This window comes from Bradyrhizobium sp. USDA 4454 (genome assembly GCF_054822705.1).
Genome location: NZ_JBTRCN010000001.1, coordinates 1,994,265 through 2,009,221, shown reverse-complemented (window position 1 = coordinate 2,009,221; position 14,957 = coordinate 1,994,265). Strand labels below are relative to the sequence as shown.

15 protein-coding genes and 1 pseudogene are annotated in these 14,957 nt (G+C 66.2%); 10 read left to right on the top strand and 6 right to left on the bottom strand.

Going from position 1 to position 14,957, the window contains the following annotated elements:
• Window positions 1-45 precede the first annotated feature (45 nt).
• The 5 genes from ACVIW0_RS09035 to ACVIW0_RS09015 all read left to right on the top strand — a co-directional run bounded on the left by ACVIW0_RS09035 (window position 46) and on the right by ACVIW0_RS09015 (window position 2,558).
• Window positions 46-546, top strand: coding sequence for a hypothetical protein (locus ACVIW0_RS09035; RefSeq protein ID WP_461351998.1), 501 nt, complete (start codon window positions 46-48; stop codon window positions 544-546).
• A 57-nt stretch (window positions 547-603) separates the two neighbouring features.
• On the top strand, window positions 604-1,023 hold the full coding sequence (locus ACVIW0_RS09030; RefSeq protein ID WP_461351997.1) for an NUDIX hydrolase: 420 nt from the start codon (window positions 604-606) through the stop codon (window positions 1,021-1,023).
• A gap of 86 nt (window positions 1,024-1,109) precedes the next feature.
• Window positions 1,110-1,487: a TIGR02301 family protein gene (locus ACVIW0_RS09025; protein ID WP_461351996.1), complete on the top strand. Its 378-nt coding sequence runs from the start codon at window positions 1,110-1,112 to the stop codon at window positions 1,485-1,487.
• Entirely contained in the window at window positions 1,477-2,133 is a 657-nt protein-coding gene (locus ACVIW0_RS09020) for an HAD family hydrolase (protein WP_461351995.1), read from the top strand. The genes ACVIW0_RS09025 and ACVIW0_RS09020 overlap by 11 nt, the downstream gene beginning before the upstream one ends.
• A 155-nt stretch (window positions 2,134-2,288) precedes the next feature.
• The gene (locus ACVIW0_RS09015) at window positions 2,289-2,558 is read left to right on the top strand and encodes a hypothetical protein (RefSeq protein ID WP_461351994.1); all 270 of its coding nucleotides are present in this window, start codon (window positions 2,289-2,291) and stop codon (window positions 2,556-2,558) included.
• 6 nt (window positions 2,559-2,564) lie between these two features.
• Here the strand turns inward: ACVIW0_RS09015 and ACVIW0_RS09010 are convergent, their stop codons facing one another.
• Window positions 2,565-3,899 (bottom strand): dihydroorotase, encoded by a 1,335-nt coding sequence (locus tag ACVIW0_RS09010; RefSeq protein ID WP_461351993.1) that lies wholly within the window; start codon window positions 3,897-3,899, stop codon window positions 2,565-2,567.
• 78 nt (window positions 3,900-3,977) lie between these two features.
• Here ACVIW0_RS09010 and ygfZ point away from each other — a divergent pair, with 78 nt between their 5' ends.
• From ygfZ to ACVIW0_RS08985, 5 genes and pseudogenes are all read left to right on the top strand, one after another.
• Window positions 3,978-4,910 (top strand): CAF17-like 4Fe-4S cluster assembly/insertion protein YgfZ, encoded by a 933-nt coding sequence (gene ygfZ / locus ACVIW0_RS09005; protein WP_461357282.1) that lies wholly within the window; start codon window positions 3,978-3,980, stop codon window positions 4,908-4,910.
• Window positions 4,907-5,533 (top strand): DNA-3-methyladenine glycosylase I, encoded by a 627-nt coding sequence (locus ACVIW0_RS09000; protein ID WP_461351992.1) that lies wholly within the window; start codon window positions 4,907-4,909, stop codon window positions 5,531-5,533. Before ygfZ ends, ACVIW0_RS09000 begins: the two co-directional genes overlap by 4 nt.
• Window positions 5,530-6,141, top strand: coding sequence for a YfbR-like 5'-deoxynucleotidase (locus ACVIW0_RS08995; RefSeq protein ID WP_461351991.1), 612 nt, complete (start codon window positions 5,530-5,532; stop codon window positions 6,139-6,141). The genes ACVIW0_RS09000 and ACVIW0_RS08995 overlap by 4 nt, the downstream gene beginning before the upstream one ends.
• Window positions 6,142-6,262: 121 nt before the next feature.
• Complete coding sequence (locus ACVIW0_RS08990; protein WP_461351990.1) at window positions 6,263-6,769, top strand: tyrosine phosphatase family protein; 507 nt, start codon at window positions 6,263-6,265, stop codon at window positions 6,767-6,769.
• A 109-nt stretch (window positions 6,770-6,878) separates the two neighbouring features.
• Window positions 6,879-9,592, top strand: a pseudogene (locus ACVIW0_RS08985) (DUF2339 domain-containing protein).
• A gap of 12 nt (window positions 9,593-9,604) precedes the next feature.
• Here ACVIW0_RS08985 and ACVIW0_RS08980 read toward each other — a convergent pair.
• From ACVIW0_RS08980 to ACVIW0_RS08960, 5 genes are all read right to left on the bottom strand, one after another.
• Window positions 9,605-9,838 (bottom strand): DUF6894 family protein, encoded by a 234-nt coding sequence (locus tag ACVIW0_RS08980; RefSeq protein WP_050403167.1) that lies wholly within the window; start codon window positions 9,836-9,838, stop codon window positions 9,605-9,607.
• Window positions 9,839-9,974: 136 nt separating this feature from the next.
• On the bottom strand, window positions 9,975-10,553 hold the full coding sequence (locus ACVIW0_RS08975) for a hypothetical protein (RefSeq protein WP_461351989.1): 579 nt from the start codon (window positions 10,551-10,553) through the stop codon (window positions 9,975-9,977).
• Window positions 10,554-10,739: 186 nt separating this feature from the next.
• Entirely contained in the window at window positions 10,740-11,726 is a 987-nt protein-coding gene (gene acuI / locus ACVIW0_RS08970; RefSeq protein WP_461351988.1) for an acrylyl-CoA reductase (NADPH), read from the bottom strand.
• Between the two features lie 46 nt (window positions 11,727-11,772).
• The gene (locus tag ACVIW0_RS08965; RefSeq protein ID WP_461351987.1) at window positions 11,773-13,017 is read right to left on the bottom strand and encodes an MFS transporter; all 1,245 of its coding nucleotides are present in this window, start codon (window positions 13,015-13,017) and stop codon (window positions 11,773-11,775) included.
• A 254-nt stretch (window positions 13,018-13,271) separates the two neighbouring features.
• Window positions 13,272-14,765, bottom strand: a complete 1,494-nt coding sequence (locus tag ACVIW0_RS08960; protein ID WP_461351986.1) for a cell wall hydrolase — start codon at window positions 14,763-14,765, stop codon at window positions 13,272-13,274.
• Window positions 14,766-14,957 lie beyond the last annotated feature (192 nt).

The following is a 14,957-nucleotide window of genomic DNA, read 5'->3' as shown; positions in this document are numbered from 1 at the left end:
ATCCGTTTATTCTGCCTTAACTTGGAGCGTTAAAGACTGCCATCAATGACCTCAACGGCCGCCATAGCGGGCTCTTCCCCGCGACCGACGTACCCCGACGAGGCGCGGGCGGCGCAGTTGCGCGCTGCCAACATCAATCCCCGCACCGGGCTTGCAACCGACTACCTCAATCACTTCAACGAAGCCATCATGCTGCTGGAGATGGTACCGGACCTGCCGGAATGCGCCGACGATTTCCTGGAATGGCAGCCGCTGTCCTATGCCGAGCATTTCACCGCGTCCAATTTCAAGGCGCGTGACCTCGCGATCGAGGCCTATGAGATGGCGAACGCCAGTATCCGGGCCGAATTCGACCAGCTGACCGACAGCATGACCAGGATCCTGACGGAGGTCGGCGTCGCGATGCGGCAGTTGCAGCAGGACAAAAGCCGGGTCGCGCTCGCCGAGCAGGCCATCGTCTGGGTCAAGCCGCTGGTGATGCAGACCGCGGGTGTCATCAACGGCGCCGCAGAGGCCGATGTCGATCGGATCATGGCGGGCGCCTGACTTATCGGGCTATATGCCTCCACGTTTCCGGATCATGCTCAAAAGCCGGTTGTTGCCTTGACCTCTCCCGAACCTCCGATCCGCCCGCAGCTCGCCGTATCAGGCGTGATCTTCCGTGACGGCAAGGTGCTGCTGGTGCGCCGCGCCCGCTCGCCCGGCAAGGGCTTCTATTCGCTGCCCGGCGGGCGGGTCGAGTTCGGCGAGACGCTGCACACCGCGCTGCACCGGGAGATCGACGAGGAGACTGGCCTTCGGGTCGAGATCCTCGGGCTCGCCGGCTGGCGCGAGGTGCTGCCGACCGGCCCCGGCACCGGGCATTATTTGATCATGACCTTCGCGGCGCGCTGGGCCTCCCGCGAGCCCGTGCTAAACGACGAGCACGACGATTTCAAATGGCTGGCCCCGGAGCAGATCGGCGACCTCAAGGTGACCGGCGGCCTCCACGAGGTCATTGCGGCGGCCCGGCGGCTGGTTTGAGGGGCCGTTTCGGGCGCTTTGCAGCGTCCTGCCGCCTTGCCTCGGGCGCATTGAGGGGGCATACCACGGCCATTCCGGAACCCCTGATGATCAGAGCCTTTCTCGCCGTTGTGATCCTGATGTCGGCATGCCTCACGACGCCCGCCCGGGCGCAGGACGCGGCTGCGCCGTTCGACGGCGACCTGCAGCGGCTGGCCGAAATCCTCGGCGCCCTGCACTATCTGCGCGGCATCTGCAACGCCAACGAGGGCGCCAAATGGCGCAACGAGATGCAGGCGCTGATCGACGCCGAGACCCCTTCCGGCGACCGCCGCGCCCGCATGATCGCCGGCTTCAACCGCGGCTATAACGGCTTCCAGCAGACCTACCGAACCTGCACGCCCGCCGCCACGGTGGCGATCCGCCGCTACATCGAGGAAGGCTCGAAGATCTCGCGCGACCTAACGGCCCGCTATGCCAACTGACCGCGCGATCTTCTTCGACCTCGACGGCACCCTGACCGACCCGAAGCCCGGCATCACCGGATCGATCCAGTATGCGCTGGAAAAGCTCGGCCGCCCGGTTCCCTCGCAGGACGAGCTGACCTGGTGCATCGGGCCGCCGCTCCGGGCGAGCTTTGCGATGCTGCTCGGCGGCGAGGAGCTCGCCGACCGCGCGGTCGAGCTCTACCGCGAGCGATTCGGCGATGTCGGGCTGTTCGAGAACGCGGTCTATCCCGATATCGCCGAGGTGCTGGCGGAGCTGCGGGAGCGACCCGGCCGCATGTTCGTGGCGACCTCGAAGCCCCACGTGTTCGCGACCCGGATCGTCGCCCATTTCGGGCTTAACGGCTATTTCGACCACGTATTCGGCTCGGAGTTCGACGGAACCCGGGTCAACAAGGTCGACCTGCTCGCCTACGCGCTGGTCGAGACCGGGGCCGATCCGGCCAAGGCCCTGATGATCGGCGACCGCAGCCACGACGTGATCGGGGCGAATCGCAACGGCATCCGCGCCGTTGGCGTTACCTATGGCTACGGCACGGCCGAGGAGCTGACCGCGGCCGGCGCCAGCCATCTCTGCGCCTCGCCGCGCGCGGTGCTGGACCATATCCACAGCTCATTTGGCTGACGTCAGGTGGGATAGCCGGAATTCCCCTTTAAATGTCGGAACGGCCGTTAACCTTTTCGAAAGAAGTGGGCTTGGCGGTACCCCCATGCGTGATACATCTCACGGGTCGCAGTGGTTCGCTCCTCGGACCGCGCGCATTCATTTTGCAGAGTTTCATGCGCCATCCAGCGTCCTTCCCCCATCACCAAGACGATCCGCGTCCCGACCACGAGCAGAAGCAGGCAGCACTGGGCTATTTGAACGAGGCCTGGGCGGAAGCGCGTCACGATGGCGTCGATGGCGACTGCCTCGCGCAGGCGAGCCTGTTTGCGGCGCTGGCCGAGCTCGTCACGACCTATGGCGAGGACGCGGTGGCGAAATTCGCCGAGGGCATCCCCGCACGGGTGCGCAACGGCGAATTCTCGCTGGCATTGGCCCGGCAGTAAAACCCGCTACGGTTTGAGCGTCTCGAGGAACCGGACCGGCTCGCCGGTGGACGGCGTCGTCACCTCGCCCTGCCACATCACCCGCTTGCCGCGCACGAAGGTGCCGACCGGCCAGCCCTGCACCCGCACGCCGTCATAGGGCGTCCAGCCCGCGCGCGAGGCGATCCACTTGTTGGTGATGGTCTCGCTGCGCTTGAGATCGACGATCGTGAAGTCGGCATCGTAGCCCGCAGCGATGCGGCCCTTGCAGGCGATGTTGTACAGCCGCGCCGGCCCCGCGCTGGTGAGGTCGACGAACCGGGCCAGCGACAGCCGTCCTGCATTGACGTGATCGAGCATCAGCGGCACCAGCGTCTGCACCCCGGTCATGCCCGACGGCGAGGCCGGATAGGTCTTGTCCTTCTCCTCCAGCGTGTGCGGCGCGTGATCCGAGCCGAGCACGTCGATGATGCCCTGCTCGATGCCGTACCAGATGCCGGCGCGGTGATCGGCCGATCGCACCGGCGGATTCATCTGCGCCAGCGTGCCGAGCCGCTCGTAGCATTCGGGCGCAGCCATGGTGAGGTGATGCGGCGTCGCCTCGCAGGAGGCGACATCCTTGTGGTCGCGCAGATACAGGATCTCTTCCTTGGTCGAGATATGCAGCACATGGATGCGCTTGCCGGTCTCGCGCGCGAGATTGACCAGCCGCTCGGTCGCCATCAGCGCCGCGGTCTCGTCGCGCCACACCGGATGCGAGCGCGGATCGCCCTCGATCCGCAGCGGCTTGCGCTCGTTGAGGCGGTATTCGTCCTCGGCGTGGAACGCGGCACGGCGCTTGATCACCTGGAATATCCGCCGCAGGCTCTCGTCGTCCTCGACCAGCAGCGCGCCGGTGGAGGAGCCGATGAACACCTTGACGCCGGCGCAGCCCGGCGCGCGCTCAAGCGCCGGCAGGTCCGGCACGTTCTCGCGGGTGCCGCCGATGAAGAACGCGAAATCGCAATGCATGCGGTGATGCGCGCGCTTGATCTTGTCGGTGAACGCCGCCTCGGTGACCGTCAGCGGATTGGTGTTCGGCATCTCGAACACGGCGGTGACCCCGCCCATCACGGCGCTGCGCGAACCGGTCTCGAGATCTTCCTTCTGCGTCAGCCCGGGCTCGCGGAAATGCACCTGGGTGTCCATCACGCCGGGCAGGATGTGCAGGCCCTTGCAGTCGATCACCTCGCCGGCCGAGGCTTGGCCGAGGGAGCCGATCGCGGCGATACGGCCATTCGTGACGCCGATATCGCGGACGCCCTCGCCGTCCTGATTGACCACGGTGCCGGATTTTAGAATGGTGTCAAAATGCTGATTCATCGGTCCTCGGCGCCCGCTTTCGGATGTCGCGCGGGCCTTGTTCGGCGCACTCTAGCGCCTTAGCTTGGCAGGGGATATCTGCGGCCTGCGCGTTTCCCAAGGAACTTGGAAAAAGAGCCAATTTTGCGAATGAAAGCAGCGTTTCTTCCAGATCGGGGCGTGATCAAGGTCTCTGGCGAGGACGCCCGTAACTTCCTCAACGGCCTCATCACGACCGACATCGAACTCTTGCAGCCGGGACAGGCCCGGTTCGGCGCACTGCTGACGCCGCAGGGCAAGATCATCGTCGACTTCCTGATCACCGAGGTGCCGGCCGGCCATGGCGGCGGCTTCCTGATCGACGCACCGCGCGCGCTCGCCAAGGGCCTCGCCGACAAGCTCGGCTTCTACAAGCTGCGCGCCAAGGTCGTGGTCGAGAACCTCTCCGACAGCCTTGGAGTGCTCGCAGCCTGGGATGGCGAGCCGGCGGCGACGCCCGATCTTGCCTTCGCCGATCCGCGCAACCCGGCGCTCGGCTGGCGCATCCTGATCCCGGAAGATCTGAAGCAGAAGCTCACTGATCTGATCGGCGCCGAGCTCGTCGATTCCAGCGCCTATGAGGCGCATCGAATCGCGACCGGCGTGCCGCGCGGCGGGCTCGACTTCATGTATGGCGACGCCTTCCCGCACGAGACCAACATGGACCGCCTCAACGGCGTCGATTTCGACAAGGGCTGCTATGTCGGCCAGGAAGTAGTGTCGCGCATGCAGCACCGCGGCACGGCGCGCACCCGCACGGTAAAGATCATTCTCGATGGTCCCTCGCCCGAGGCCGGCGCAACGATCGTGGCCGGCGACAAGCAGGTCGGCACCATCGGCTCGACCGCTGGCGATAAAGGCCTGGCGCTGGTGCGCATCGATCGCGTTGCCGATGCGCTCGACGCCGGGCTGGCGCTGACCGCGGGCGGCCTGTCGCTTCACCTCGCCGACCCCAGCGTTGTCCGCACCACACCCAAGCAGACCGTCGCATGAGCCGCACCGCGAAGCTGCATCCCGACGGCAAGACGCGCTGCCCGTGGCCGGGCGAGGACGCGTTCTACGTCGCCTATCACGACAATGAATGGGGCGTGCCGGAATATGACGACCGCGCGCTCTTTGAAAAGCTGATCCTCGACGGTTTCCAGGCCGGCCTGTCCTGGATCACGATCCTGCGCAAGCGCGAGAATTTCCGCAAAGCCTTCGACGATTTCCAGCCCGAGAAGATCGCGCGCTACACCGACAAGAAGGTGCATGCGCTGATGAACGACGCCGGCATCGTCCGCAACCGCGCCAAGATCGAAGGCACGGTGGCGAGCGCGAAGAGCTATCTGGAGATCATGGAGAAAGGCCCCGGCTTCTCGAAATTTCTGTGGGACTTCGTCGACGGCAAGCCGAAGGTCAATCAGTTCAAGACCACCGCGAGCGTGCCGGCCTCGACGCCGATCTCTGTCAAGGTCTCCAAGGAGCTCGGCGCGCGCGGCTTTAAATTCGTCGGCCCCACCATCGTCTATGCCTTCATGCAGGCGACCGGCATGGTCAACGATCACCTCGTCACCTGCTTCTGCCACGAGGCTTGCAGCGGCAAGCTCCGCAGCCCGCGGCTCAAGAAGAAATGACGGCACGCAAGTCGACGGAGACAAACCGCGCCTGGCAGCGGATGTTGTCGGGGCGCAGGCTGGACCTGCTCGACCCCTCGCCGCTCGACATCGAGATCGTCGACATTGCGCATGGGCTGGCGCGGGTCGCGCGCTGGAACGGTCAGACCTCGGGCGCGCACATCTTCTCGGTGGCGCAGCACACGCTGCTGGTCGAGGCCGTGATGCGCCAGCAGATGCCGCGCGTCGACATCAGCCATCGTCTCGCCGCGCTGCTGCATGACGCACCGGAATATGTCATCGGCGACATGATCTCGCCGTTCAAGGCGGTGCTCGCGGGCGAATACAAGGCGGTGGAAAAGCGGCTGCTGTCGGCGATCCATATCCGCTTCGGCCTGCCTGCGGTGCTGGCGGACGAGATCACCCAGCAGATCAAGGCCGCCGACCGCGGCGCCGCCTATCTCGAGGCGACGCATCTGGCGGGATTTTCGCAGGCCGAAGCCAAGCGGCTGTTCGGCCGCGATCCGCAATTGCCTGAAGCGACCGAGCGCGACTATCTGACGCCATGGACCGCAGCGCGGGCCGAAAAGCAGTTCCTCGAACGCTTCAAGGCATTACACGCGTCTTAGCCAGCAGAGCGAGACGTGCCGCGGTTGCGCCGCAAAACGAACAACCCGGCATCGCGCCGTCCGCCTTTGCCCGTCCGCAAGCAGCCGCTATAATCACGGCACCCGACGCCTAAGGACCGACATGCTTCACGTCTGCTCGCTTGCCGCGCTCTCCGACACGGTTCGTGCCACCGGCGCCAGCCACGTGCTGACCGTGATGGCCAATGTCGACCAGGTGCAGCGGCCGCCCTCCGTGCTTCCGGCCAACCATCTGAAAGTGTCGATGGACGACATCGTCGAACAGATGGACGGCTTCGTGGCGCCGAACGAGACGCATATCGAGCGGGTGCTGAGCTTCGTGCGCGGCTGGGATCGCCGCGCACCGATGGTGGTGCATTGCTACGCCGGCATCAGCCGCTCGACCGCCAGCGCATTCGCCACCGTCTGCGCGCTCAATCCGCACCGCGACGAGATGTCCATCGCCCGGCTGATCCGCGCGGCCTCGCCGATCGCGGCGCCCAATCGGCTGATCGTCAGCCTCGCCGACAAGGCGCTGGGCCGCGACGGCCGGATGCTGCGCGCGCTCGATGCGATGGGCCCCGGCAGCATGAGCGTCGAAGGCCGGCCCTTCCGCATCGATCTGGATTAGCACGGCCCGCACGCCCGATCGCTTGAACTTCCGGTCCTGCCAAGCGCACTACTAGGTTGCGACGGGCCGCTGGCTGGCCAAAAGTCCGGCGCATCCTGCCGGAGGCCCGATGTTCGATTCGCCGTTCGATTTCCTCACGCTCGTCATTGCCATCGTGGCGATCATCTTCGCCCGCAAGGCGCTGGGCCAGATCACGGTCATGCAGCGCCGGCTGGATGCGCTCGAGGCCGCGGGCGGTGCTGCCGCGCGGACCGCGATGCCGCCGCCGCTGGCGCCACTCGAGGCGTTCGAGCAGACGCTTCCGACGGCGCCGCCGATCACGCCACCGCCGCTTCCCGAGGCGACTCCGAAAGAACCGGATGCACAGGCAGAACCGACCGTGGATGCGCCCAGCGCAGCTCCACCGCCGCTGCCAGAATCGCCGCCCCCGCCTGCACCCGGCTTCGAGGAGACGCTCGGCACCCGCTGGGTAGTATGGATTGGCGGCCTGACACTCGCGCTCGGCGGTTTCTTCATGGTGCGCTACTCGATCGAGGCCGGGCTGCTCGGCCCCGGCGTGCGCACGCTGCTCGGCGGATTGTTCGCGCTGGCGCTGCTCGGCGCCGGCGAATGGACCCGGCGCCGGGAAAGCATCTCCAGCATCGCAACGCTGCCGATCGCCAACATTCCGGCGATCCTCACCGCGGCCGGCACCGCCGTGGCCTTCGCCACGGTCTACGCCGCCTATGCGCTGTACGACTTCCTCGCGCCGGCAACCGCCTTCATCCTGCTCGGGATGGTCGCGCTCGGCACGCTGGCGGCCGCGCTGCTGCACGGGCCTGCGCTGGCCGGACTCGGCATCGTCGGCGCCTTCGTCACCCCGATCCTGGTCTCATCGGACAAGCCGGACTTCTGGTCGCTCTATATCTACCTCGCCATCGTCACCGCGGCATCGCTCGGCCTCGCCCGCATCAGGTTGTGGCGCTGGCTTGCGGTGACGACGATCGCCTTCGCGCTGCTGTGGACCTTGCCGTGCCTGCAATGCGGTCCGGAGATGATCGCGCCGCACGTCTTCCACCTCATCGCGGGCTTCGTGCTGGCGGCGCTGCTCGTGGTCTGCGGCTTCATGTTCGGCCCCGACGGCGACGGCGAGGAAATCGAGCCGATCTCGTCGGGCTCGCTCGCGGCCTATCTGTTCGGTGCGACGCTGATCGTACTCAACAGCGCGCACGCCGACACCGCGATGATCGGCTTTGCGCTGCTGACGGCGGGCAGCCTGTTCGTCGCCTGGCGCGCGCCCGCGGCTGCCGGTGCGATCGCTGCCGCGTCAGCGTTCGTCTTCATCGTGTTTGGTGAATGGGCGGTCCGCCGCAACGTCGACATGCTGGTGCTGCCGGGCGGCGCGATCCCGGGCATCGGTCCGTCCGCAACCGACGGCTCGGTCTCACTGCATCTCGTCACTGCGGCGCTGTTCGCGGCCGCTTTCGGCATCGCCGGTTTCCTCGCACAATTCCGTTTTGCCAGCACGAAGATCACGGTGACCTGGGCCGCGGCGGCAGTGTTCACGCCGGTCGCGCTCTTGGTCGCGCTCTATGCGCGGATCGCGCATCTCGATCGTTCGATCCCGTTCGCGGTCCTCGCCGTGCTGCTCGCCGCGGCTTACGCCGCCGCGACCGAGGCGCTGACCCGGCGCGGCGAGCGGCCGGAGCTGTCGCCCTCGATCGCATTGTCGGCGACCGGCGCCCTTGCCGCGCTGGCGCTGGCGCTGGCCTTCGCGCTCGACAAGGGCTGGCTCACCATCGCGCTGGCGCTGGTCTCGATGGGCACGGCCTGGCTGTCGGTGCAACGCCCGATCCCGTTCCTGCGCTGGCTCGCCGCAATCCTCGCCGGCATCGTCGTGCTGCGCATCGGCTATGAGCCGCGCATCGCGGGCGATGCCGTCGGCACCACGCCGATCTTCAACTGGCTATTGTGGGGCTACGGTATTCCAGCACTGTCGTTCTGGGCCGGCAGTCATTTCCTGCGCCGCAACGGCGACGACGTCCCGCTGCGCATGATCGAGTCCGCCGCGATCCTGTTCACGGTGCTGCTCGCCTTCATGGAGATCCGCCACGCGGTCAATGGCGGCAACGTCTATTACGACAGCGCCGGCCTGACCGAGGTCGCGCTGCAAGTCGGCGTGACGCTCGCGATGGCGATCGGGTTGGAGCGGCTGCGGCTGCGCAGCGGCAGCATCGTGCACAATGTCGCCGCGGTCCTGCTCACCGTCTTCGCTGGGCTCGCCAGCCTGTTCGGATTGCTCGGGCTGGAGAATCCGATGCTGTGGTGGCAGGACGTCGGCGGCAGCTTCATCAATCTGCTGCTGCTCGGCTATGCGCGCCGGCCGTGCTTGCGTTGCTATTTTCCTACGCAGTAGCTGGGCATCGTCCCGCGGCCTACGGCAACACGATCGCTGCCGCCGCGCTGGTGCTTGCGCTCGCGTACGTCACGTTCGAAATCCGAAGGCTCTATCATGGACCGGTGCTGACGCGCGGCGAGACCACGGGCGCGGAGCAATACACCTATTCGATCGCCTGGCTGATGTTCGGCGTTGCGCTGCTCGGCATCGGCATCGTCGTCAACTCGGAGCGCGCGCGACTCGCATCCGCTGCGGTGATCGGGCTGACGATCCTGAAAGCCTTCCTGGTCGACATGTCGACACTCACCGGCGTCTATCGGGCGCTGTCGTTCATGTGCCTTGGCATCGTGCTGGTGGCGATCGGCTGGCTGTATCAGCGGATCCTGTTCCGCAGGCGCGCAGTGCCGCCTGCGCCGCAGGCCGGAGGGGCGGGCTCGCTATCCTGAACGGCAAGCACCTCAGTCGACGGACTCGGCGACCAGGCGAATCCTGAATACCGGTTTGCGGCTCTCGTCGAGCAGCTCCATGTGCCATTCGCTGTCTTGCTTCATGTTGCGCGAAATGCTGCCAAGGAAATTACCGCAGACCTTGGTCATCTCGGCCCAGGCCACGTCACGGCTTTCGAACTCCGTGGCGTGGTCGGACGCACCGGCGTAATCGCCGTCACTGATACGGAAAAAATATTGCGCCATATGACTGCTCAAATCGGTGTCCCCACCATCCCGCGTCTCGACGGACACTAGGTATTGAGTAGCGATCAACGCGTGGAGGCCGCCATCCGTATGACTACGGCTCGGCGGCTATTCCCGCTGGCGCGCAGATGCGAAATTAGTCAGTGGAGCGGCGCAACTCCGGCGCGCCCTCGGCCTTGGCAGGCTCCGCCTTGACCGGCTCGAGCTTCGCGCTGCCGACCTGCGGCGTCTCAACGCGCGACACTTCGGTCTGCGAGGCATCCGCGGATCGGGTGCGCGGGTGCAGCGAGCGCGGACGCGCCGCCGCGCGCGCCATCAGCATCTGCTGGCCGCCCTGATGGTGGAAATCGCAATAGGCGAAGCCCATGCCGGAGACCGAGCCGCGGAACGTGCGGTCATCCTGCTTGTCGAGATTGAAGCAGGGTTCGAACGGAATGCCCTTCAGCGACGCGCAAACGCTCTGACCGCGGATTTGCAGCGTATTGCCGGGCAGGCGCACGTGGCGGATCGGACCGGAGCCGGAGAACTGGATCGAGCCGGCCGCGCCGAGATCGTCGAGGATACGGCCGGCGCCGCGGGTGCCGTCGAAACAGGTGAAGGCGAACACCTTGCCTGCGACGAACTTGCGGGCCTCATCTGCGTTCATCATGCCTGCGAATGCCGGCACGACCATCGCTCCGGCCGTGACGGCCCCCAACACCAAACGCGCAAGCATGAGCTACTCCACTAACGAGCGCGGGTACCCGCTCCTTGTGAGCATGATCCCCGCTACCGACGCTTCCCGACGTCTGCGCGAGGAATCCCGGCCCCCCGGGATCATGCTGCAAGCCTCTTTACCCGCTGCTTACCATACCAACCGTGGCAACATTGGAGCAGCTTGGTTGGTAAAGTCTGAACGTCCTCAGACTATTTTTACGACGATGCGGCCGCGGACCTCGCCGCCGAGGATTTTCGCGCCATAGGGCATGACTTCGTCCAGCGTGATTTCGTGAGTGATATCAGCCAGTTTTGCCTTATCCAGATCGCTGGCGAGGCGGCGCCAGGCGGTCCGGCGGAGCTCGATCGGGCACATCACGGAATCGATGCCGAGAAGGCACACGCCGCGCAAAATGAAGGGCGCGACCGACGACGGCAGGTCCATACCGGCCGCCAGGCCGCAGGCCGCGATCGCCCCGCCATACTTGGTCATCGACAGCAAATTGGCGAGCGTGGTCGAGCCAACGCTGTCGACGCCGCCGGCCCAGCGCTCCTTCGCAAGCGCCTTCGGCGCACCCGACAGCTCGGCGCGGTCGATCACCTCGCTGGCGCCGAGCCCCTTGAGGTAGTCGGCCTCCGACATCCGCCCGGTCGACGCAATGACGTGATAGCCGAGCTTCGACAGCACGGCGATTGCGACCGAGCCGACGCCGCCGGCCGCGCCCGTGACCACCACCGGGCCGCTCCTCGGGGTCAGGCCGTGCTTCTCCAGCGCCAGCACCGAGAGCATCGCGGTATAGCCGGCGGTGCCGACCGCCATCGCGTCGCGCGCCGCGATGCCGTCAGGGAGCCGCACCAGCCAGTCGCCCTTGACGCGGGCCTTCTCGGCATAGGCGCCGAGATGGGTCTCGCCCATGCCCCAGCCGTTGCAGACGACCTTGTCGCCCGCCTTCCAGTCGGGATGGCTGGACTGCTCGACGGTGCCGGCGAAATCGATGCCCGCGATCATCGGAAAACGGCGCACCACCGGCGCCTTGCCGGTCAGCGCCAGGCCGTCCTTGTAGTTCAGCGTCGACCATTCGACGCGGACGGTGACGTCGCCGTCCATCAATTCCGCGTCGTCGAATTGGGTGAGCGTGGCGGTGGTACCCTTGTCCGCCTTGTCGATCCTGATTGCCTTGAACGTTGCCACGATGCGCACTCCCCGTAATCTTGGTTTCGTAGGAGTGTTTAACCCATCAGGCAGGCTGCGCAACCGGGCGGGCGACCGGAGCCTCGACGATCGGCAGGTTGATCAGCGCCGAGAGCACGCCGAACAGCACCGACAGCCACCAGATCGGCGTGTAGGAACCGAACTGCTCGAACACCACGCCGCCGAGCCAGACCCCGAGGAAACCGCCGACCTGATGGCTGACGAAGGCGAAGCCATAGAGGGTGGAGAACCAGCGGGTGCCGAACATCAGCGCCACCAGCGCCGAGGTCGGCGGCACGCTCGACAGCCACAGCAGCCCCGACACCGCGCCGAAGGCAATCGCCGAGAACGGCGTGACCGGGAACGTGATGAAGGCAGCCGTCGCCAGCGCGCGCGTGAAGTAGATCACCGACAGCAGATAGCGCTTCGGAAAATAGTTCTGCAGCCAGCCGACGCTGAGCGAGCCGATGATGTTGAACAGGCCGATCGCCGCGACCACCCAACCGCCCGTCGTCGCCGGAATGCCGCGGTCGGCCAGATAGGCCGGCAGATGGATGGTGATGAAGGCGAGCTGGAAGCCGCAGGTGAAGAAGCCGAGCACCAGGAGCACGTAGGAGCGATGGCCGAAGGCCTCCGCCAGCGCGGTCTTGATCGATTGCTGGTCGGCCGGCGCGGCATCGTTGGTCTCCGCCGGCGGCGTCGCGAGCGCGAGCGAGAGCGGTAGGATCAACAGCATCAGCGCACTGAACACGACGAGCGCGGCCTGCCAGCCGAAATTGTCGATCAGGGCAACGCCGAACGGCGCAAACAGGAACTGGCCGAACGAGCCCGCCGCGGTGCCGGCACCGAGCGCGATGCCGCGCCTCTCCGCCGGCAACAGCTTGCTGAAGGCCGCCAGCACGAGATTGAACGACGAACCGGACAGGCCGAAACCGATCAGCACGCCGGCGCTGACGTCGAGCGACAAAGAGGTCGTGGAGTAACGCATCAGCAGGAGGCCGGCGGCGTACAGCAAGGCGCCGACGATCATCACGCGCAGCAGGCCGAAGCGGTCGGCAATGGCGCCCGCGATCGGCTGGCCGAGCCCCCACAGCAGGTTCTGCAGCGCGATGGCGAGGCCGAACACGTCGCGGCCCCAGGCGAATTCGCGGCCCATCGGTTGCACGAAGAAGCCGAGACTCGAGCGCGGGCCGAAACTCAGCAGCGCGATCGCGCAGCCGCAGACGATGATCACGAGCGGCGTGCGCCAGCTGCCGGACGTCGCTCGGATATCCCCGGTGGTAACGGCCATGTTGTCTTCCCCCGCGGCTGGCGGGGGAACCGCCCCGCGAAACATTACGGGGAGTTAATGCATCTGCATGAAAACCCCAAGAGGCGGCGGAGAAAAATATTCGCCCGCAGGGCTGCTCTGCAGATTTTGCGACTGTCATTCCGGGGCGCGCGAAGCGCGAACCGGAATCTCGAGGTTGGCGGATTGTCCCTTACGTCGAGATTCCGGGTCTGGCCCTGCGGGCCATCCCGGAATGACGGTTCGGGTTGGCGAGCCTATCGCTTGGCGCTGGCCTGCTCGGCCGAGCTCTGGGCGGCCTCGGCAAGCTGCGCCGAGATCTTGGCGGTCTCGGCCGCACTGCCCCAGCTCGGGGCGTCGCTGCCATCGCCCCAGGCGCGCGGGCGATAAAAGGTGTGGACGCCGAACTTGTACGTCTTCTTCATCTCGCTGACCCAGGACGGCCGCACCCAATAGGCGTGGTAGTGGGTCGAGCGATCGACTTCCGGCAGCCACAATTGGCCGTCGAGCATCGCCTTGGCGATCTTCTTGGCGCGATCCCACATGTCGGGCTCGCGGACGACGTCAGCGACGTTGTCGCAGGCGAAGGTGAACTGGCAGGCGTAGTGACGGTTCTTGTTCTGGTAGACTACGCCGCACACCGTCTCCGGATATTTGCCGGAGAAGGCGCGGTTCAGCACCACCTGGGCGACCGCGATCTGGCCGCGCACCGCTTCGCCGCGCGCTTCGAAATACACCGCCTCGGCGAGGCACTTCTCCGACTTGGCGCGTGCCTTGTCGTCGAACAGGCCGAGCCGTTCCGCCGGCGTCTTGCTGTGCTGGTCGTCGGCGTTGACCTCGCCCTTCGGCGCGATGCTCTCGCCCATCTCGCCGGCCTTCACCGGACCGTCGGCATCGACCGGCAGCGAGGCCATCACCTTCATGTCGGGATCGGGCTGTACTTGCGGCACCACGACGACCGGCGCCTCGCCGGGCTGCCAGCGCTCGAGATTCTCGGGCGTGCCGAGCGACGAGCCGAAGAACAGGCTGGCGGTCTTGAATGCAAACGGGTCGCGCTCGTGTGCTGCGTCGGCTTGTGCCGGCGCGAGCGTTGCCGGTGCGGGCTTCAGATCGTCGAGCGGGTTGGCCTCGAGCGACATCGACACGTCGTAGTGCTGCGGCGACGGCTTGGCATATTGCGGCAGCGGCGGCGCACGCAGCGCCTCCTGCAATTCCGGATCGAGCGGTGCGTTGTCGGCAAGTCCGCTGCCACCCATTGCGGTCGCGGTCTTCATGCCCTTGACCGACGCATTCGATGTCGCGGGATCCTCGTTCGCCGGCGCGGTGTGCGCGGGCACTGCGGGATCAACCTCGTCAGGACGCCTGACGACGAGACGGTCGCCCTTCAGGGTGCGGTCGACCTTGGGAAAATCGGAAGCCGCATAGCGCGGCGGCGGCGATGCAATCGGATTGCGCGTCACCGCGCCGGTGATGTCGACGCTCGAACTGTCGAGCCTTGCGAGCAGGATTTGCGGATCCTGCGGCGCCGAGGTTCCGATCGGACGGCCGAAGCTGTAGGTCGCGACCTGGATCGAGCCGACGGCGGAGGCGAAGACGCGCTTCTGCCAGCGCTCGGCGACGCCGGGCTGCCGGGCCAGGAGCGAGGCAATATCCTGATATCCGATCTCGGTCGGCATCAAGGCGAAGATGCCAAGACCAAGACCGAAGAGCGCGAGACGTGCGCCCTTCGGCCGGTTACGCGACACAAACATCGTACGCTCACGCAACGCTTACTGAGTGCAATCGAACGCGGTCCATCCGCGCAATTCGACCTTTCTCGTTGCTAACTTGTTTAGGTTGCCGCGGAGTTAATCGGCGTTGCCCGCGCGCTACACTCAAGCGATCGCAGCGTCTTCGCGCGGCGCATCGTGTGCCGTGGTAAATGCGCGGCGCATGAAACTCGT